We start from the raw sequence: 20,895 nt of genomic DNA, 5'->3' as shown, positions 1-20,895 counted from the left end.
ATGGGTCGCGCTCAGCAATACCGCCTTGATCGCGGTCCCCGGATGCAGAGTGCCTGCGTCGTTCGCGGCGTGCCCCTCCGTTGGCGCCGCTCAAGGCAATCGAGGACCGGCCGGCCACCAACCACGTCGACCGAGGCTGGGCAATTCGCCTGCGAGACGATCCGCTGGTCGGAACCACACGCCAAACCGCTAACCGGAAAAGCGGGTCAATCGAGGCGGATGCGGCGGCCCTCATCGATCCGAACCGTGACTCCGATCGCATCGAAATACTCGAGCAGCGGCATCGTCATATTGCGGCCGATGCCGGTTGCATCCCGGTAGCGACCGACGGTGAGCAAACCATCGGGATGGGACTCGGCCACGGATCGCGCCCGGCTCGCGAGATCCGCGACGATACCGGGCAGCATGTAGTAGGCGCGGGAGACGCGGACGAGGTTGCCAAGCCGGCCGAGCTTGTCCAACAGGCCGCGGAGCGCGTCGGCTTGGAGGCCCATCCGTTCGGCGAGGAGGGTCAGGCGCAGTTGGTCGAGGCCGGCCTCCATGAGGATGGCGTGGATCCGCTCCCAGGCTTCCGCGTCGGCCTGGGCAAGCCGGACGACGTGGCCGTGTGCATGGAGGTAGGACCCGCTGCGGACGATGCGTCCGTCGGCGATCAGCCGGTCGTGCGCTGGACGGACCAGAGGCTTGAGGGCCGGCGCAAGGAGCGCGGCGATCTCGTCGAGGCCGAGGCCGGGATTGTCTGGCTCCCGCTCATGCAGGGCGGTCAGGATCGCGCACAGGCGATCGCAGAGCCCGTCGAAGCGGCCGGAGGACAGGCCGATGCGGCCGGGGGCCACGACGACCCCCATCGTTTCGAGCAGAGCGGCTTCCGCCTCCGGGCGCAGGTTGCGCGCGAGGCGGAAGCGATCGAGATCGATCCCGCCCTCGGCCCCGGCGAGGAGCGCGGCGAGCGCGGCGCGGTCGTCGAGCGTGTCGCAAGCTTCGCCCTCCGCCCGCCTCGCCGCCGAGCGGTTGCCACGGCGCGCCGCGAACGGATCGAGGACCCGACCGCCGCCCAGCGTCCGCCGGGCGGAGATGTCGCGAAGGATGAAGCGGTCTCGTGCCAGCGCCCCGAGGGGCGCGTCGAGGATCAGCTGCGCGATGACGCTGCCGCCCGGTTCGAGCGCCTGTCCATCGTCGAGCAAAACCCGTCCCGTCACGGAGGCGGCGGCGAGATGGACCTGAATCGGCGTCCGATGCCGAAGCGGGCGGGCCTCGCCGGGCAGGAGAACCAGCCGCACGGCGAGCCGATCGGTCGGGGCGTGAAGGTCCGGGCTCAGGATCCAGTCGCCGCGGTGGAGGTCGCCCTGCGCGAGCCGTGGACCAGCGAGGTTGAGGGCACAGCGTTCCCCAGCGGTGGCTGATTCCACGACTGCGTTCCGGGCTTGGATGCCGCGAACCCGAACCTCACGATTACCCGGGGACAAGAGCATTCGGTCACCGACGCGCACGCTGCCCGCATGGATCGAACCGGTAACGACCAGCCCGATCCCCGCCAGCGTGAAACTGCGATCGACCGCAAGGCGGAAACCGCGGTCGGCCTCCGCCGCCATCTCGGTGCGCGCGCCGGCCGCCTCGAGGAGCCCTGCGATCGCGGTGACGCCGGCCCCGGTGCGTGCCGAACAGGACACGATGGGACTGTCGGCAAGCCCGGTTCCCGCGAGCAGCGCCCGCGCCTCGGCTGTGACCGCACCGACGCGGGCCGCATCCACCCGGTCGCTCTTGGTGATCGCCACGACACCGCGAACGATTCCGAGCAGGTCGAGGATCGCGAGGTGCTCGCGGGTCTGGGGCATCACGCCGTCGTCGGCGGCGATGACCAGAAGCGCGCAATCGACGCCGCTCGCACCCGCCACCATGGTCCGTACCAAGCGCTCGTGACCGGGCACGTCGACGAAGCCGAGGGGCGAGATCCGGTCGCGCGCATAGGCGAAGCCGAGATCGAGGGTGATGCCGCGGGCCTTCTCCTCCGGCAGCCGGTCGGCATCCACGCCGGTGAGCGCCTTCACCAAAGCCGTCTTGCCGTGGTCGATATGCCCCGCCGTGGCGACGATCATTGTTTGGGACTTTGCCGGGTTCGGTAATGGACCGGCGCGGATCGCTCCGCGCCGGTTTTCAGGATGACCTCAACCCTTGATGCGGGTCTCGGCGAGTTCCGACATGCAGGTGTCGTAGGCGGTGAAATCCACCCGGTTCGAGACCGCGAACAGGGTGAAGGGCGAATACAGGAAGAGGCACTTGGCCTCGTCCTGAATGAACCGCTCCACTTCCCGCACCACGCCCTCCTGCGCCGGCTCCATCGGATTCTTCAGAAGCTTGGCGTAGAGCGCATCGAAGGCCGGGTCCTCGGGACCCTGCCGCAGAGCGCCGTCGCTGCCGAAGAATTCGCGGTGCACGCAGGCTACCGGGTATTGCGGCGTCCAGTCGAAATACCATTCGAGCTTGACGTCGAAATCCTCCGGCGGTGCTTCCTTCGTGATCACGGGTCTCACCGTGAGCCCGACCTTGGCGAGGCAGTGGCGGATCGCCGCGATGACGCCGGCCTGCGATGGCGAGCCGACGATCACGATTTCTGCCTTCGGCAGGGCCGCAAGGGCGGTTCGCGCCGCCTCGAGATCCTGCACGAACGGCTTCATCTCCGGGTCCGCGCCGTAGCGGCCAGGCTGGATGAAGGCCGGGATCACCGTGCCGTAGCCATGTGCGCCGGTGTCGAGCACGAACTGGCGGTCGATCGCCAGATTGAGTGCCCGGCGCAGGGCGGGATCGGTCCAGGGCGAGCCTTCGCGTTTTTCGTTGAAGACGCCGCACAGGATCGTCTTGGCCTTCTTCGTCTGGATCGCGCCATGGCCACCGCCGTCGAAGGCCTTGGCCTCGTCGGGCGTCAGGTCGAACACCACGTCGACGCGTCCGTCACCGGAGGCGACGGACGCGATGCCCTCCGCCTTGCCGATCACGTTGTCGTAGACGATCCGGACCGTCGGCTTGCGGTCAGGATTCCAGTAGGTTGCGTTGGGCTCCATCACGACCCGGTCGGACCGGGATTCGATCAGCGAAACACCCTCGGTGAGCACAAACGGGCCAGTCCCCCACGGACCAGGCGCGTCGATCACTCACCAATGGCCTTCGGCCGATCCCGTCTTCGGGTCGATGAAGCCCCACTCGTTCCAGAATCGCGTCGAGGGCAGATGCATGCCCCTGAGCTTCATCACCGCGGCCGAGTCGCCGCCGGGAAAGCGCATGCGGATCGTGGCGTCGTCCACCGCCTCGCAGGTCACGTCGCGGGCGAAGTTGAGGAAGGCGCCCGGCGGGTGCGGGTTGGTCCATTCCTGGACCTTGTCGAACCCGAGCTTGAACATCTTCGCGTCGTAGGGCTCGCCATCCTGGTAGACGGCGTGGCTCCGCATTTTGAGTTCGAGGGTCTCGGCATCGAGCCAGCGCCAGGATTCGGCGAGGCTCGGCTGACCGATCCCGTCGTGATCGACGCGGTTGGCCTCCTCCATCGTATTCCAAGTGATCGAGAGCCAGTTCACCGGTGAGGGATCGACCACCGTCACCGTGTTGTGGGCCCCCCAGGTCGTACCGCCGGGATCGCCAGTCGCGGGATCCCCGGTCGCATGCGTGTCCATACATCCTCCTCGTCGTTCGTTCCGCATGGCGTGCGGGTTCGGCAGCATCGGGGGCCTCGATCGGAGGCGTCGCGACGCTGTGAAGAAAGGCTAGGGCACCGTTCGCTCGTGCGCAATCGACTGGCCCGTCCCGTTCCCGTGAGGAGGTTTATGGATCCGAGCCGCCCCCGGGGTCAGCCTGGTCCCGGACGATCGAGCGTACCGAATACCACGAGTAGCGGACCGCTTTAGGTTCAAGCCGAAAGCGATGCGTCCGCGGTCAAGTGTTTTGAATTCATAATTCCCGTTGGCCTGAGGCTTGCTGGAGCCGTCTCACGCATAAGGAGGCTTCATGACGGCTCCCGAAGTTCAACTTAGCCTGGACGGCATCCGTAAGTCCTTTCCCGGCAAGGGCGGTCCGGTTCCGGTGCTGGACGGTCTGACCTTCGATATCTACGAGCGCGATTTCGTCAGCATCATCGGCCCGAGCGGCTGCGGCAAGACGACGGTGTTCAACGTCATCGCCGGGCTTCTCGAGCCCGACAGCGGCACGATGACGTTTCGTGGCGAGGTGGTGCCCGGGCTCCAAGGCCGGGTCGGCTACATGATGCAGAAGGATCTGCTGTTTCCCTGGCGGACCGTGCTGCAAAACGTGATGCTCGGCCTGGAGATGAAAGGCGTCGATCGCGCCCAGGCCCTCGATACGGCCCGCGAATACCTCTCGACGTTCGGCCTCTCGGGCTTCGAGAATGCCTATCCCAAGATGTTGTCCGGCGGGATGCGGCAGCGGACGGCGCTGATCCGAACCCTGATCATGGATCCCGATATTCTGTTGCTGGATGAACCCTTCTCGGCCCTCGACTATCAGACGCGGCTCTACCTCGAAGGCGTTCTTCTCGATGCGGTGGAGACCTTCCACAAGACTGTCGTCCTGGTGACGCACGACATCGACGAGGCGGTCGCGCTGTCCAAGCGCGTGGTGGTTCTCGGCAATCGCCCGACCAAGGTGAAGTCGGTCCACGAGATCGGACTCGACGCGCGGTCGCCGATCGGGGCGCGCAGTGATCCGCGCTTCTCCGATTACTTCCAGACCCTGTGCGGCGAACTCGAGATCCAGACCCGCCAGAGGGCCGCCTGATGGCGTCGCAAGCTTTGAAAACGTCGCAGCCGTCGAATCCGTCCCAAATTCCGACGACCGCCCAAACCCCGAAAGCGTCGGCACGGACTGCTCGGAAATCCGCGGTGCGGCCACGCGCCAAGCCGGGTGCCGTCGCCAGAGCGGCCGACACGATGCTCGGGCGCGGCATCATCCAGCTGCTGGCCGTCGCGGTGTTCTTCCTTGCCTGGGAGGTCGCGGTCCGAGCCGGCTGGCTCACTGAATTCCTGGTCGGTGCCCCATCGGGCATCTGGCGAGTGTTTCTCGCGTCGATGCGCGACGGGTCCCTGCCGGTGGACACCTGGTACACCGTAATCGAAGCGATCATCGGGTTCCTGATCGGCACCCTGATGGGGTCGGTCGCCGGCCTCGGCCTCTGGTATTCGGCCTTTGTGGCACGGCTCGTCGAACCCTTCATCGTGGCCATCAACTCGGTGCCGAAGATTGCGCTCGCCCCCATCGTGATCCTGTGGTTCGGCACGGGCTTCGTCTCGAAGGTGGCGCTCGCGGTCTCGCTCACCGCCCTGGTCGCCCTCATCGCCGCCTACCAGGCCGCGCGCGATGCCGACCCCGACCTGCAGGCTCTGCTCGCCTCGATGGGCGCCTCCAAGAACCGCGTCTTCAAGAGCGTGATCGTGCCCTCGACCCTGCCCGCCATCATCGGGATGTTTCGCATCAATATCGGGTTCGCCCTCGTCGGTGCCGTGGTCGGTGAGTTCATCTCGTCGCAGCGCGGCCTCGGGCACCTGATCTACTCGGCCTCGAGCCTCTACGACCTCAATACGGTCTGGGTCGGATTGTTCGTCCTGATGTTCGTGGGCTTCCTGCTCTACCACGTCATCGATTTTGCCGAGCGACGCATTCTTCCCTGGCGACAGGTCATCACCACCGGTCAGGTCCAGGTCTGATCCCCGACCCGCCTTCTGCGCTCATCGGTCCGCCAACCTCGGCGACCTCTTGCGCACGACGCTGCGACACCTGTTTCCCGAGCACTTGCTTGCCGAACAATTTCCTCCAAGAAGGGCCTCACGGATGATCCGTCTCAAGCGTCTGCGTCTCTCGACCTCCCTGGCAGCAACCTTGGGGCTCGCCGGCCTCGCGGCGCTGCCGGCCCGCGCCGCCGACAAGGTCACGATCTCGCAGGCCTTCCAGTCGATGCTCTATCTGCCTTTCTACGTCGCCATGGATGGCGGGTTCTTCGCGGGCGAGGGCGTCGAGGTGACGAAGGAGACGGCGGGCGCCCCCGCTGTGGCCCTCTCGGCCGTCATTTCGAAAAGCGCGCAATACTCGATCCACGGCCCCGAATGGACCGCCATCGCCGCTTCCAAAGGCGCGCCCGTCAATGTCGTGGCCAACGTGGTCAATGGAGCCGCGGTCTGGATCGCCACCACCCCCGACGTGATCTTCAACGACGTGAAGGATTTGAAGGGTCAGAAGATCGTCACCGGGCTGATGCCGACGACGAGTACTTCCCTGTTCCTGAAGCTCCTCAAGGAGAACGGCCTCAAGCCCGACGACGTGGAGATGACCCAGGTCCAGCTCGGCTCCGAGCCGGGTCCGCTCCTCGCCGGGCAGGCCAAGATTGCGGTGATGTACGAGCCCGGTCTCGATCAGGTGGTGGCCAAGGGCATGAAGGTCGTGCTGAGCTTTCCCGAGCGCTACGGCCCCTATGCGTTCTCGGCCGTGAGCGCCCGCAAGGACGTCGATCCGGCCGTCACCCAGAAGGTCGTCACCGGGTTGGAGAAGGCGATCCGCTTCATGCATGCCGAGCCGGACAAGACCATCGCCATCGCCAAGAAGCAGTTCCCCAACCTCGACCCCGCCGTGGTCGAGGCCGCAGTCAAGCGCATGATGCGCGAGAAGGTCTATCCGGACAGCGTCGACATCACGGCCGAAGCCCTGAAGACCGGGATGGAGACGCAGGTGGCCCTCGGCAATCTCCCGGCACTGCCCGACTATGCCACCTTCGTGCGCCGCGACTTCATCGAGAAGAGCCTCATGGCGAATTGAGCTCAACGACCGAAAGCCGTGCCTCACCGGCGCGGCTTTCACGTGCGAAAGACAACGGACTCCTCGATGCTCAATCATCTCGGCCTCGTCGACGCCCTGACGGCGTTTCGCGATGGACAGGCGACGCCCGCCGACTACCTCGCCGCCTGCCAAGCCGCCGCCCTCGCGCAGCGTGATCTCGCCGCCTTCACCTATCTCGCGACCGACCTCGCGGTGGGCGACGGTCCGTGGGCCGGTCTTCCCGTCGGGGTGAAAGACATCATCGCCACGGCCGACATGCCGACGACGAACGGCTCGGCCATCTACGCCGACCACGTGCCGGCCGCGGATGCCTGGATCGTCGGCCGCCTGAAGGCCCTCGGGGCCTCGGTCATCGGCAAGACGGTCTCCACCGAGTTCGCCTGGCGCCACCCTGGACCGACGCACAATCCCTGGAAGCGCGGGCACACGCCGGGCGGCTCGTCCAGCGGATCGGCCGCCGCCGTCGCCGCCGGGATTGTTCCTCTGGCCCTCGGCACCCAGACCTTCGGATCGGTGATCCGGCCGGCCGCCTATTGCGGCGTCGTCGGCTTCAAGCCGAGCTACGGCGCGATCCCGCGGATCGGCGTGCACCCGTTGGCCCCCTCCCTCGACCATCTCGGCCTGTTCACCCGCTCGGTGACGGACGTTGCGTTCGCCTTGGCGCGGCTGATCGGACGCGACGATGCGGATCGGCATGGTCGTCCGCTCCCGGGCTTTCCCCTCGACCACGATACCGGACTGGTACCCCGCGCCGCGCCGCGCCTGGCCCTCGTGCGAACCGCCCTCTGGGACCGGGCAGAGCCCGAGCCGCGTGCGCTGCTCGAGGCAGCGGCCGCGATGATGCGCAGCGCCGGCGGCCATGTCTCCGATCTCGTGCTTCCGGCCGCTTATGACGTCCTGTGGCAGGATGCGCGTACCATCCTGGCCGTCGAGGCGAGCGCGGGCTTCGGGACGCTGGTGCAGCGCTTTCCCGACCGGACGAGCCAACCGCTCAAGGATCTGGTGGCGGAGGGGGCGCAGATCCCAGCCGTCGCCTACGCGGAAGCGCTCCGGCGACAGGCCGATCTGCGGGCGGACCTCGGCACCGTGCTTCAAGGCTACGACGCGATCCTGACCCTGCCCGCATCCGGCCCGGCGCCGGAAGGGTTGGCCTCCACCGGTGACCCCGGCTTCTGCGTGCCCTGGACCTGCCTCGGCGTCCCGGCCCTCGCGCTTCCGGCCGGCGAGAGCGCTGGACTTCCCCTCGGGCTCCAGCTCGTCGGCACCTACCGAAACGATCTCGCGCTGCTGGGCACTGCACGCTGGTGTGAGAGGGTCCTGTCTCGACCGATCGCCTTCCCCGCCGCCTGAAGCGGCGCCCGATCGCGTTGCAAGCGGGCGCCGCTTTCACGGCTTCCCGTGCCCGCTCTCGCCTTCTGAAACCCCGGTCATCGGACAGCTGTCACATGCAATCGCTCCTGTCGCTGCGTACCCGCATCGAGGCCGGAACCCTCACGCCGCGCGCGGCCATCGCCCTGTCCGAGGCGGCGATCGCCGAGCGCGAGCCGGACATCCAGGCCCTGGTCAGCTGCCAGACTAACCCTGTCGTGCCGGAACGCGGCCCGCTCGCGGGGATCGCCGTCGGGGTGAAGGACATCCTCGATACCGCCGACCTGCCGACGCAGATGGGGTCTCCGATCTATGCAGGCTGGCGCCCGCGCGCCGATGCGGCCGCCGTGACCCGCCTGAGGCGGCTCGGTGCGGTTCCGCTGGCCAAGACCACCACCACGTCCTTCGCCTTCCTCGACCCGACCAAGACGCGCAATCCGCATCATCGCGGCCATACGCCCGGCGGCTCGTCCGCCGGTTCCGCTGCCGCTGTCGCGGCGGGAATGCTCCCCCTGGCTCTCGGTACCCAGACCGGAGGCTCGATCATCCGGCCGGCCGCCTATTGCGGGGTGGTGGGACTGAAGCCCTCCTTCGGCCTGCTGCCGACGGTGGGCATGAAGTGCTCCTCCTGGACGCTCGATACGCTGGGCCTGTTCACGGCGGGCGTCGCGGACGCCGCGCATGCCCTTGCGCTGATGACGGGACGACCGGGCCTCGACCTTCCCGCGAGCGATCCAGGCCTGCCGCGCATCGGCATCGTCCTGCAGGATTTCTGCACGCCCGCAGAGCCTGAAGCGCTGGAGGCGCTCCTGCGCGTGCGCACGAGCGCCGAAGCCGCTGGCGCGCGCCTGCGCGACATCACCCTACCGGCCGTCTTCGCCGAGGCCTTCGGGCTTCACGGCACGATCCAGGATTTCGAGGCGGCTCAGGCGCTGGATTGGGAATACGCCACGCATCGCGTCGATCTCGGGCCCCTCCTCGGCGCGCATCTCGACGCGGCGCAGAAGATCAGCGCTGCCGCCTACGACGCGTCGATGAAGGTGGCGCACCGCGCGAGGCGCCAGCTGCCCGACCTGTTCGCGGAGCACGACGTCGATGTGATCCTGACGCTCTCGGCACCCGGCCCGGCGCCGGAAGGCTATGCCAGCACAGGCGATTCCCGCTTCAACCGGCTCTGGACGCTCCTCGGTGTCCCCTGCGTGACCGTGCCGGTGGGACGCACCGCGATCGGGCTGCCGCTCGGCGTGCAGACGATCGCCCGCCTCGGCGACGATGCCAGGGCCCTCGCGGCGGCGCGCTTCATCGAGATGCTGGTGCATGATTCTGATCGCTGATGCGAGCGGTTCCGCGACGGCGGAATAGCCAAATCGCGAGTGACGGCATTCGGGATTGCCGCTGAAGTTCGGCGGAGTGGGCCGCCGGAATCCGACCGAGGGAACCGGGCCACCAGAGGCGATGGGCTTAACCTGACGAAGCGCGCCGCGACCTGTTCGCCGACACCGAAGGCTACCCAGCCGGCGGCGTGTCCCCGCGCCCCTCGGCTCCAACACACCCGAGCAGCCTGAGCGGAGCGCGACTGAGCCCGCAACGCGTCCGGGACGGCGATTGCCAGTTCATCCCATTTTAGTTGCCTGATTTAAATGAAATCGCTGCCTGATTGCCCGTTATAGTTCGCCTAAATTGCCTATTATCTGATAAATGTGTGATTATTTTACATCGTCGAGCGTCGGAAGCAGGAAGTTTGCCATCGAATAGCGAACTAACTTTTGACTCCGATCGTGCACACCTTAATCGTCCTCATTGTTCGCTGTGGGCGCGAGCATTCGACCAATTGATAATAGAAAAATTTGGGGAGACGCGATGTCGATGCAAGGTCGGGTGCTGCGGCGTTCACTCATGGTAAGTGTTCCGGTGTGGAGCATGTTGATCGCCGAAGCATCGGCGGCGTGCCAGCCGGTGTCACCTGCGAGCGGGCAGACCGTCACCTGCACCGATACGCAGCCGACCGGCTTCATTGCCCCGGCCGCTGTCACCGGCCTGACGGTCAACATCCAGCCGGGCGCCACCATCGGTTCGCAGCAGACGAGCGCCGGCACGAACCCGAGCTTCACCAACGTGCGGGTGAACGGCACGAGCGTCGTCAACAACGCCGGCACCATCAGCAACACCGCGCCGCTGAACCGTGACAATTTCGGCGTGAACCTCGCGGGTGACCGGTCGACCCTGAACAACACCGGCACGATCACGCTAACGGCGCCCGCCGGCAACACCACTACGCGGATCTACGGCGCCTATTCGAGCGCGCCGGGCGGCTCGCAATACGAAAGCACCACCGTCACCAATTCCGGCACCATCGCGGTGACGCAGAACGGTAACGGCATCGCGCGGGGCATCTATTCCGGCGAGAACACCACGCTGTTCACGATCAACAACACCGGCCTGATCTCGGCCACCCGCGGCACCTCCGCCACGGCCTCGACCGCCGTGGTCGCGGGCGTCGATTCCGACGACGACACCGACCGCCTCGTGATCAACAATGCCGCCGCCGGCCGGATCACCGCCACGGGGGTCAACACCCGCGCGATCTCCGGCCGCGCCGCGCAGTACGAGATCAACAACAGCGGCACCATCACCAACACCACCGCCGGTGAAGCCGCCGTCGCCACCTTCGCGTTGAATGCCGGCACGGCGGGCGATGCCACCACGGTGCGCGCCTACAACACCGTCATCACCAACACCGCGACGGGTGTAATCAACGGCGACGTGCGCAATTTCGACCAGGATCTCCAGACCGCCACGACGGTGGTCAACCTGCGCCGCACCGGCACCCTCACCAATGCCGGCGCCATCAACGGCAACGTCGCGTTCGGCGGCGGCAACCAGACGGTGACCAACATCGGCCGCATCTCCGGCGGCTTGTCGTTCCTCGACGTTGCCGCCACGGTGAATACGGTCACCCTCGGCACCGGCTCCAGCATCGGCGGCAACATCACCGCGCGAGGGCTCGGCACGAATACGCTCAACCTCACGGGCACCGGCACCCTCACCGGCACGGTTGCGGGCTTCACCAGCCTGAACCAGACCGGCACCGGCAGCGCCTGGACCACCGCCAGCGGCTCCGTTCAGACCCTTTCGGGCAACCTCACGGTGGCGGGTGGAAACCTGACCCTGGGCGCCGGCTCGACCCAGAACGTTGGCGGCCTGATCCAGGTGACGGGCTCGGGCGCGCAGCTCACCGTGAACAACACCCTCACCAACAAGACCGTGAACCTGTCGGGCTCCAATACCAGCCTCGTCAACAACGGAACCCTCACGGGCACCGGTGCCGCGGGCCGCGCCAATACTGCCGCCACTCGCGTCTACGGCGTGCTGACGAACTCCACCGGCGCCGACTTCGCCAACGTGTCGGTGACGAACAACGGCACCATCGCGGTGACCGAGAACGGCATCGGCATTTCGCGCGGCGTCTATGCCGGCGAGAACATCGCCTCCATGACGATCACCAACGCCGGCACCATTTCGGCGACCCGCACCGGCACCGGCACGGCGGCCGTGGCGGCCATCGATTCTGACGACGATGTCGCCGCTCTCACCGTCACCAACCGCGCCGGCGCCACGATTTCCGGCACCGGCACCGGCGTGCGTGCCATCCAGGGCCGGGCGCAGAGCTACACCATCAACAATGCCGGCACGATCACCGGCCCGGCGGGCGGCCAGGCCATCGTCGTCTACGGCGCCGGCAACGGCTTCCTCAACAACGCGGCGACCGGCGTGATCACCGGCGACGTGCGCTTCACCGATTCCGATCCGCAGGTTGCCACCACGGCCAACCGCCGTAACAGCACCACCACCAATGCCGGTCGCATCGTCGGCAACATCCAGTACGGGATGGGCAATCAAACCCTGACCAACACCGGCGCGATCACCGGCAACATCACGTACGCGGATGTCGCCGCGAGCCGGAACACCGTCAATCTCGGCACGGGTTCGACCATCGGTGGCAACATCTCCGCCTCGGGCCTCGGCATCAATGCCCTGAACCTCTCGGGCACCGGCACCCTCACCAGCAACGTGACCGGCTTCACTACCCTGCGTGAATCCGATGGCGCCTGGACATTGGCGGCGGGCTCGACCCAGAACTTCTCCGGCGGAGCCACAGTCGCGGGCGGCGTCCTCACGGTAAACTCCACCCTCAACGCCAACACGGCTGTGGCCGCTGCAGGGACGCTGGCCGGCACCGGCCGCATCGCCGGCACCCTGACCAACGCCGGCATCGTCGCCCCGGGCTCGATCACCGCGCCCTACGGCGCGCTCACCGTGGCCGGCAACTACGTCCAGCAGGCCAGCGGCACGCTGCAGAGCGCCGTCACCGCTGATGGACAGGCCGCTCGCCTCGTCACCACCGGCACCGCCACCCTCGACGGCACCGCCACTCTGATCGCGGCGGCGGGCACCTACCTGCCCAACACCCGCTACACCGTGCTGACGGCCGCCGGCGGCGTGAGCGGCAACTTCGCCACCGTGACGGATAGCGGAACGCTGCCCTTCCTGATTCGGCCGACCGCCTCCACCGATGCCAACAACGCCTACGTCACCCTGGCGCAGCAGAGCTTTGGCCTCGTGGCCCAGACAGCCAATCAGGCCAGCGTCGCCCGCGGCCTCGATGCGGCGCTCGCCAACAACCCGCAGGCGCTCCTCGTCATCGACAACCAGAGCAATGCCGGCATCGCCGCCACTCTCGACCGGGTCGCCGGCCAGGGCTACGCGTCGCTGGCCGACCCGCAGCTGCGCTCTGGCCGTGCCTTCGGCAGCCAGCTCCTGTCGCGGGCCTATGCGGCAAGCACGGAAGCCGGCCCGACGGGCTTTGTCCTGCCGCCCACGGTCTACGCCGCCGACATGCCGAACCGCCCGCCGGTGCCCGCCCCCCGGTTCGTCGAGACCAGCCGCGGCTATGGCCTCTGGGCCACCGGCTACGGCCAGTTCGGCAAAGTCGATTCCACCGCCAACGCCGCCGGCCGCTCCGAGACCGTCGCCGGCATGGCCGCCGGCATCGACTTCCACCCGCAGGTGGGCACGGTGCTGGGCATCGCGGCCGGCTACGGCTCCGTCGATGTCAGCCTCAACCGCACCGGTGAGCGGGCGCATACGGACAATGCTCAGATCGGCATTTACGGTGGTGTCTCGAGCGGCGCCCTCTACGCCAACGCCACCATCGGCTACGCGCATACGGAGGGCCGGGTGAACCGCTCCCTCGGCTTGCCGCAGATCCAGGCCGGCGGCGCGCAGGGCAACGTCAGCGGCGACCAGTTCATCTCGGCGGGTGAGCTTGGCTACCGCTTCGCCGTGGCGCCCGCCACGGTGCTGTCGCCCTTCGTCGGCTTCCAGGTGAACACCTTCGATCAGGACGGAGTGCGCGAGAGCAGCGCCGGCCCCCTCAGCCTCACCATCGCCGCCAAGGACTTCCTCTCGGCCCGCACCCTCGTGGGCGGCCGCTTGGAGACGGCGACGACGGCTCTTGCCGGACGTCCGGTCTCGTTCTGGGTCAAGGCGGCCTATGTCCACGACTTCGCCGATGTGAGCCGCACCATCGGGGCGTCCTTCACCCTGGTTCCGACGGTGCCGTTCGCCATCTCCGGCCGCCGCCTCGCCCGCGACCGGGCCCTCGTCGGCCTCGGCGTGAGCACGGAACTGGCCCCCGGCCTCTCCGGCTTCCTCGGTTACGACGCGGAACTCGCCTCCTCGGACACGATCCAGGCGGTACGCGGCGGAGTGCGCTACACGTTCTGATCCGCGTTGATGAGACGATAGGGGGGCCGGCTCGCCTGCGAGCCGGCCCTCTTCTTTTTGCGACAGGGCCAAAGGGGGCAAGCCCCGCCCAGGTCTCAGCAAAGCACGCGCGCATGGCGCGCTCGGGCAGGAGGACGACGGCATCGCGCAAGCGCAGATGCGGAAGCGCGACCACCATCAGGCCGAAGGCCGGGCGCCCCTGGAGCACAAACCGCTCGTTACAGCGCGGTCATGACATTGATCAGCAGGAAGATCGGCGCGATCGCCCGCATCCGGTGCGTCGTGGGCCGGCTTCGAGGACCAGGCCACCTTGGTCGCGAACCCAGCACGGGCCGGTGCAATCGAGCCCAGGAAACGGTGTGGCATCGCGCCCTGACGTCGATAAGGCAGCCTGACCCAAGCTCGGCCGTTAGTATTCGTTAACCATGCCGTGACGAGAGTACAGAGACACAAGCAGCAGGTACCTTCCGTGTTTCAAGCGCGCTCTCTCGACATCGACGATTTCGCGGATGGTTGCCCGGTGTCAGCCGACACGCTTGGCAAGATCTATCGCGCCCACGTCGAGATCCTTCCAAGCCTCATCGCCGACATTCCGCCGCTGACACGGGCGCGACTTGCCGCGTTCCTCTACGGTCGGAGCCATACGCGCGATCTGGGATTGCAGGTTGCGGCGACCTGCGATGCCACCACGATGCGCTCCATGTCGGGCGACCTGGGCGCGACGATCCATGCCCAGTCCCGGCAAACCAGCGCCCGGCCAACCTGGGGTGACGAAACCCGCAATGCGTCCAAGCGGATCAGCCTCGCTGGGTCCGCAATGGCGGGTGGTCATTTTGCATAAGTTCACGGTGATGCGCCTGCGGATCGGGATTGGTCTCGCTGCCGCGGTGGCGCTCGGCGTCGGTTCGGCCGCCCACGGTCAAGGTCTGGCGCGGGGGACGCAGGACGGTGCGGAGCGCGGCGGGAACATGGCCGGGCCGCTCGGTGCAGCGGTCGGCAGTGCAATCGGCGGCGCCGTCGGCGCCGCCAACGAGATGCTCGGCATCGACAGGCGAGAGCGCTTTCGGATCTACACGCTTGCGGAGCGCCGCGCCTCCTTCCCCTTCAAAGGGACTGTCCGAGTCGGAACAGTGCTGCCTGAGGACGGCGTGATCTACTACGACGTGCCACCCGAATTCGCCCTGCAAGGTCTCAACTACACGATCGTCAATGATCATCCGGTGCTCGTCGAGCCGGACTCCCGCCGCATCGTCGAAGTGATCCGCTGAGCGCCGGCTCGAACGGGAAGTGATCGGCGGCACGGCTCGCGGTGCCGCCCAGGACGGCTGGAACAGGCTCATCGAGTAGCCTCAGCGCATCTTTTCCATCGGTCCGCGCGCCTGGGCCAAAGGCTTCATATGAGTCGCTTCCCGGCCCTGGTCCCACCCTGGTAATCGCGATCGCGGAGGCGGGCGTTGTGAGCGCGCGCCGCATCGGCTACGGCGGGGCCAGCGCAACGGTAGGAGCCTGCCATGCTGAAGTTCTTCTTCAACGGGTCACCGAACCCGACGAAGGTCGCCCTCCTGTTGGAGGAACTCGGGCTGCCCTACGAGCCGATTCCGATCGACACGCGCACCGGCGACCAGTTCGCGCCCGATTTTCTCGCGCTGAACCCGAACGGCAAGGTTCCGGTCATCGTCGACGGTGACGTCACCGTCTTCGACAGCAACGCGATCCTGCTCTATCTCGCGGAGAAAGCTGGCCAGTTCCTGCCCCTGACGCCGGACGCGCGCGGGCCGCTCCTGTCCTGGCTGATGTTCGTGGCGACCGGCGTCGGGCCGTTCTCGGGCCAGGCGGTGCATTTCCGGCATTTCGCCCCGGAGTCCGTGCCCTACGCAAAAGAGCGCTGCCGGTACGAGGCCAAGCGCCATTACGGAATCCTGGACGCTCATCTGGCCGACCGGCCGTTCATGCTTGGCGAGGCCTATTCCATCGTCGACATGAGCGTGTGGGGCTGGGCTCGGATGGTCCCCTTCATTCTCGGCGAGGATTCCTGGTCCGACCTCCCGAATCTGAAGCGCCACCACGATGCACTCGCGGCCCGGCCGGCCGCGGCCCGGGCAATCGCCCTCAAGGATCGCTTTCCGTTCAAGGCGGAAATGGACGATGCGGCCCGCGCGCAGATGTTCAAGCACCTGTCGCCAGCAGCCGATTGAGGCATTTCGATCCCGACACGGTAGATCACGTCGTATCGAAGGATGTCGGGCCGATATCCTTCATCCGGCCATTGTCGTCGGAAACGAAGACGGTGCCGGGTCAGAGACCCACTCCCGAAAGGAGCGGGTCAGAGACCCACTCCCGAAAGGAGCGGGTCTCTATTGCCCTAGTACCGTCCGCGCAAACCGCCGGATCCTGTCGGCGAAGGGCCTCAATGCTGCAGGATCTTCGACAGGAAGTTCTGCGCGCGGGGCGAGCGGGCATGACCGAAGAACTCGTCCTTCTTCGCATCCTCGACGATCTCGCCCTTGTCCATGAAGATCACCCGGTCGGCGACCTTGCGGGCGAAGCCCATCTCGTGGGTGACGACCATCATGGTCATGCCTTCCTTGGCGAGTTCCACCATGACGTCGAGAACCTCACCGACCATCTCGGGGTCGAGGGCCGAGGTCGGCTCGTCGAACAGCATCACCACCGGGTTCATGGCGAGCGCCCGCGCGATGGCCACGCGCTGCTGCTGGCCGCCCGAGAGCTGGCCGGGAAACTTCTTGGCATGAGCGCCGAGGCCGACACGGTCGAGCAGCGTCAACCCGGTATCGAGGGCCACCCCCCTGTCGCGCCCGAGCACCTTGACCTGAGCCAGGGTGAGGTTGTCGGTGATGGACAGGTGCGGGAACAACTCGAAGTGCTGGAACACCATCCCGACCCGGGCACGCAGCTTGGGTAGGTTGGTGCGCTTGTCGTGGATCGGCGTCCCGTCCACGACAATCTGACCTTCTTGGAACGGCTCGAGCGCATTGACGCATTTGATCAGCGTCGACTTGCCGGACCCGGAAGGGCCGCACACGACGACGACTTCGCCCTTGTTGACCGACGTCGTACAGTCGGTGAGCACCTTGAAATCACCGTACCATTTGCTGACCGAACTCATCGCGATCATCGGCCCCGACACCGCGAGGTCTTTCGGAGCCGTATTCAGGGGTGGGCGCATCGAGGGGTCCTGGGTTCCACGCGGGCCGTGCCTTCGGCGGGTCGGCGACTGATGGAGGAATGTGTCTGCAAGCGTCGTACCGCCGGACGCGCGCCGGAACCTGTCACCTCGAGCGTTTCACGCCCATCGGACACGGGCCAGCGCCCGGCCACCCCCCGATCGCCAGACCGAGGCGCTCCTCCGTCGAATCGACCGACCTGAACGGTACGGTGATGAGGGCGGACTCAGCCACACTCGGCGACGGGCACGCGTGGCGGGCCGGAAGCGGAATCCACCGGATTCCGTGCCTTGACGCGGCAGCCTCAAACGTCGTTTAAGGCGCCTCAGACGCGCCAGACTTATCGAATCTCGCAACGGTTTCAGAGCGTCTGCCGTTCAAGTGCAGCGGTTTCGTCGTTGGAGGTCCTGGGGACGGCAAGGCGTGCTTGGCCCAGGCACAGACTCAATCGGCGCCGAGAATTCGGTGGTCGAGGGCCGGATTAGCTCAGCGGTAGAGCAGCGGTTTTGTAAACCGAAGGTCGGGGGTTCAATCCCCTCATCCGGCACCACTTCCTTCTGGCGTCGACTGGGCTCGCGCGCGACTTTGATCTCGCCCAGCCGCAGCTCCCCACTTCTGGCGGCGTCCGTCACCCACTGCCGCGCTCTTGGTTTCTTGCTGTCGGGAACATCGGGGAGAACATCACGCCCGCTCCTGCACAAAGCTTATGAGACGCGCCCACATATCAGCGCGCGATTAGTCGATGACGATCCGCACTGTGCGCCAGCAGGGTGGCTGATCGCCGGGATGAGCCCACCCACTGGCGCCCTTCGGGTACCGCCGGAGGATTCCAAGGTCGTGCGTTGCAAATCTTGCGGCGGTGCCGCGGCCTTCAGCCAATCGGCGCCCGCCGCGTATGTTGGTAAAGCCCCGGGGCAGGCCTAGCGTAAGGTCGCGGATTCACCGGGGTGTAAGGGTCGCTCCTCGTCCGGACCACTGACGGCGTTCAGGCGTTCCAAATGCTCGAAGACGTGCGCGAAGGCGCTGGTGACCGCGTGTTCGAAGGAACCATCAGTCTTGCCCTGGGCGGCCTTGAGCGCGGTGAGCAGGGCCTGGTGCGTCTCGGTATCGCTCGCCATATTGGTTCTCCTAGGCTGACAACATGCCGGCGCAGGATGGCAAGCTTCGGCCCCGGAGGTGGGTTCCAAGTGGCGATGAAGGTTGTGCCCCATCTCGGTAAGATGGGCGGCCGTCTCACCGGCAGCCTTCTGGTCGTCATGACATTACGAATGCGTTGTCCAACACGCTATGACCGCGCGCCCTTGTACAAGCCGGATGTGCTAGACACCTTGGACACGGCGCTCGCACACTCGCGATGCGTGCGAGACAGCTTAAGGCCGACCCCAGCTTGTGACGTCTTCCCCGATAGGCCTCGAACTCGCGGATGATGCCGAGCGCTTGGCCGCACTCGACCGGTATGACATCCTCGACACCGCGCCCGAGCAGGGCTTCGACGACATCGTGCTGCTGGCCTCACAGATCTGCGAGGCGCCGACTGCGCTCGTCAGCCTGATTACGAAGGACCGGCAGTGGTTCAAGGCCCGCATCGGCTTCAACCCGTGCGAGACACCGCTCGATCAATCCGTCTGCGCTCATGCCCTCGGCGGTCACGACCTGCTCGTCATCCCCGATCTGACCCAGGATCCGCGCACCCGGGAGAACGCCCTGGTCACCGGTGAGCCGCACCTGCGGTTCTATGCCGGGGCGCCCCTCCACTCGCCGGAGGGAGCCACCCTCGGGACGCTCTGCGTGATCGACATCGACCCGCGGCCAAGCGGACTCACCGAGGGGCAACGAGCCGGTTTGCGGGCGCTTGCACGCCAGGTCATGGTGCAACTCGAGCTTCATCGCGCCGTCGAGAATCGGGGGCAGGCCCTGGCTGCACGGGCGAAGGCGGAGGAGCAGATGCGGTTGGCCGCCGAGGCCACCGGAATCGGGGTGTTCGATTTCGAGCCCCGGAATGGCGCGTTGCACTGGGACCAGCGCGTCCGCGCCCTGTTCGGCGTGCCGGAGCTGACCCAGGTCACCTACGAGGGCTCCTTCCTCGCCAACATCCACCCCGATGACCGCGCGCATGCCGATGCCGCGGTGCAATCGGCACTCGATCCCACGGGCCCCTGCCGGTTCGACACGGAATACCGCGTGATTGCAGCGGACACGGGCACGGAGCGTTGGCTTGCCGCCCGCGGCCGGGCCATCGTCGAGGCGGGAGAGACCGTCCGCTTCGTCGGCACCGTGCGGGATATCTCGGCGCAGAAGGACGCCGAGCTTGCCCTGCGTGCCACCGAGGAACGCTATCGCCTGGCGGCGCGGGCCACCACGGACGCGATCTGGGATTGGGAGTTCGCCAGCAACCATGTGCTCTGGAACGAGGCGCTGACGGAGGCCTACGGACACGCGCCGGCGGCCGTCGAGCCGACGGGGGATTGGTGGATCGACCACATCCATCCGCATGACCGAGCCGGGGTCGATGCCTCGATCCACGCGGTGATCGACGGAACAGGAACCATGTGGACGGACGAGTACCGTTTCCTGCGCGCCGACGGGACTTACGCGCCGGTGCTCGACCGCGGTTACGTCATTCGCGATAGCAACGGACGCGCGATCCGCATGATCGGCGCGATGCTGGACCTGACCAGCATCCGTGCGGCGGAGGCCGCCCTGCGCGATGCTCAGCGCAGGCTCGACATGGAGCGGAACCTGCTCCAGGCGATCTTCCGGCAAGCGCCGGTTGGCATCGCCGTCGCCGACGCCGCCTCGGCCTGGACCACGATGATCAATGCTCAGGCGGAGGAGATGCTCGGACATGGCCTTGGCGCGCCCGGCGAGGAAACGGCCGCGGGGTACGGTGCGCTCCATCCGGACGATACGCCCTACGCTCTGACGGACTACCCGACCCTGCGTGCGCTGCGCGACGGAGAAACGGTCCGTGCCGAGGCGATGCGCTATCGCAACGGCATTACCGGCGAGGTGCGCCGCTTCGAGGTGTCGAGCGCCCCGGTCCGTGACGAGGCGGGCGCCATCCAAGCCGCGGTCACCGTGCTGGTCGATGTCGAGGAACGGTTGCGTGCCGAGGCGATGCAGAGCCTGATGAATCACGAGCTCGGCCATCGCATGAAGAACTTGCTGGCGATGGTCCAGTCCATCGCGCTGCAGACCCTGCGCGGCGCCACGGACGTCGGCACGGTCAAGGAGATCCTCAGCGAGCGCCTCATCGCGCTCGGCAAGGCGCAGGACATCCTCCTCGGGAACGACCTCGACCGTGCCGCGGTCGGTGCGGTCATCCGCGGGGGCGTCGGCGTCCACGACGAGGTCGGCCGCTTCCGCTACGATGGGCCCGATGTCGAGATTTCGCGTAGCGCGGCCCTGTCGCTTTCGCTGATGATTCACGAACTCACCACCAACGCGGCGAAATACGGGGCGCTGTCGGTCCAGGACGGACGGGTCGCGGTGACCTGGTCCCTCGTGGCCGGAGCCGATGAGGCCGATTTCTGCATCGCCTGGCGAGAAAGCGGCGGGCCCGTGGTGGTGGCCCCCACCCGAAAAGGCTTCGGGTCCCGGCTGATCGAGCGGGGCCTATCCGGCCAGGTCGGCGCCGAAGTCACCGTCGACTTCGCGCCCGCAGGTGTGACGTGCCATGTCCGCGCGCCCCTCAGCGCGTTCCAGCGAGAGGGGTGAGCCGGAT

General features: G+C 67.0%; 13 protein-coding genes, 1 tRNA gene and 1 pseudogene. 11 read left to right on the top strand and 4 right to left on the bottom strand.

The window, feature by feature from the left end:
* Positions 1-206 precede the first annotated feature (206 nt).
* Positions 207-2,096 (bottom strand): selenocysteine-specific translation elongation factor, encoded by a 1,890-nt coding sequence (selB, locus tag G3T14_RS11475; RefSeq protein ID WP_163642681.1) that lies wholly within the window; start codon positions 2,094-2,096, stop codon positions 207-209.
* Positions 2,097-2,165: 69 nt separating this feature from the next.
* Positions 2,166-3,539, bottom strand: a pseudogene (locus G3T14_RS11470) (ABC transporter substrate-binding protein).
* Positions 3,540-3,996: 457 nt separating this feature from the next.
* On the opposite strand from G3T14_RS11470, the gene G3T14_RS11460 reads away from it, so the two are divergent.
* From G3T14_RS11460 to G3T14_RS11420, 9 genes are all read left to right on the top strand, one after another.
* Positions 3,997-4,782, top strand: a complete 786-nt coding sequence (locus G3T14_RS11460) for an ABC transporter ATP-binding protein (RefSeq protein ID WP_163642679.1) — start codon at positions 3,997-3,999, stop codon at positions 4,780-4,782.
* A 104-nt stretch (positions 4,783-4,886) separates the two neighbouring features.
* A complete protein-coding gene (locus G3T14_RS11455; protein ID WP_348645259.1) occupies positions 4,887-5,708 on the top strand; it encodes an ABC transporter permease in 822 nt (273 codons plus the stop codon).
* Between the two features lie 124 nt (positions 5,709-5,832).
* Complete coding sequence (locus G3T14_RS11450; protein WP_163642677.1) at positions 5,833-6,810, top strand: ABC transporter substrate-binding protein; 978 nt, start codon at positions 5,833-5,835, stop codon at positions 6,808-6,810.
* Positions 6,811-6,876: 66 nt separating this feature from the next.
* On the top strand, positions 6,877-8,181 hold the full coding sequence (locus G3T14_RS11445; RefSeq protein WP_163642676.1) for an amidase: 1,305 nt from the start codon (positions 6,877-6,879) through the stop codon (positions 8,179-8,181).
* 95 nt (positions 8,182-8,276) lie between these two features.
* The gene (locus tag G3T14_RS11440) at positions 8,277-9,533 is read left to right on the top strand and encodes an amidase (protein WP_163642675.1); all 1,257 of its coding nucleotides are present in this window, start codon (positions 8,277-8,279) and stop codon (positions 9,531-9,533) included.
* Positions 9,534-10,119: 586 nt separating this feature from the next.
* The gene (locus tag G3T14_RS11435) at positions 10,120-13,986 is read left to right on the top strand and encodes an autotransporter domain-containing protein (protein ID WP_163642674.1); all 3,867 of its coding nucleotides are present in this window, start codon (positions 10,120-10,122) and stop codon (positions 13,984-13,986) included.
* A 469-nt stretch (positions 13,987-14,455) separates the two neighbouring features.
* Complete coding sequence (locus G3T14_RS11430; protein ID WP_204262802.1) at positions 14,456-14,827, top strand: hypothetical protein; 372 nt, start codon at positions 14,456-14,458, stop codon at positions 14,825-14,827.
* A gap of 10 nt (positions 14,828-14,837) precedes the next feature.
* Positions 14,838-15,254, top strand: a complete 417-nt coding sequence (locus G3T14_RS11425) for a DUF1236 domain-containing protein (RefSeq protein WP_163642673.1) — start codon at positions 14,838-14,840, stop codon at positions 15,252-15,254.
* Between the two features lie 243 nt (positions 15,255-15,497).
* Positions 15,498-16,181 (top strand): glutathione S-transferase family protein, encoded by a 684-nt coding sequence (locus G3T14_RS11420; RefSeq protein ID WP_163642672.1) that lies wholly within the window; start codon positions 15,498-15,500, stop codon positions 16,179-16,181.
* A 212-nt stretch (positions 16,182-16,393) separates the two neighbouring features.
* Here the strand turns inward: G3T14_RS11420 and G3T14_RS11415 are convergent, their stop codons facing one another.
* Positions 16,394-17,122 (bottom strand): amino acid ABC transporter ATP-binding protein, encoded by a 729-nt coding sequence (locus G3T14_RS11415; RefSeq protein WP_204262808.1) that lies wholly within the window; start codon positions 17,120-17,122, stop codon positions 16,394-16,396.
* Positions 17,123-17,646: 524 nt separating this feature from the next.
* On the opposite strand from G3T14_RS11415, the gene G3T14_RS11410 reads away from it, so the two are divergent.
* Positions 17,647-17,721, top strand: a tRNA-Thr gene (locus G3T14_RS11410).
* A gap of 370 nt (positions 17,722-18,091) precedes the next feature.
* Here G3T14_RS11410 and G3T14_RS11405 read toward each other — a convergent pair.
* Positions 18,092-18,289, bottom strand: coding sequence for a hypothetical protein (locus G3T14_RS11405; RefSeq protein ID WP_163642670.1), 198 nt, complete (start codon positions 18,287-18,289; stop codon positions 18,092-18,094).
* Between the two features lie 271 nt (positions 18,290-18,560).
* Here G3T14_RS11405 and G3T14_RS11400 point away from each other — a divergent pair, with 271 nt between their 5' ends.
* Positions 18,561-20,888 carry a PAS domain-containing protein gene (locus G3T14_RS11400; protein WP_163642669.1) on the top strand — a complete coding sequence of 776 codons (2,328 nt, stop codon included), beginning with the start codon at positions 18,561-18,563 and terminating at the stop codon, positions 20,886-20,888.
* Positions 20,889-20,895: the final 7 nt, after the last annotated feature.

Source organism: Methylobacterium sp. BTF04, from assembly GCF_010692745.1.
Taxonomy (GTDB): domain Bacteria; phylum Pseudomonadota; class Alphaproteobacteria; order Rhizobiales; family Beijerinckiaceae; genus Methylobacterium.
The sequence above is the reverse complement of the archived record's forward strand: the minus strand, read 5'-3'. Positions and strand labels throughout refer to the sequence as shown.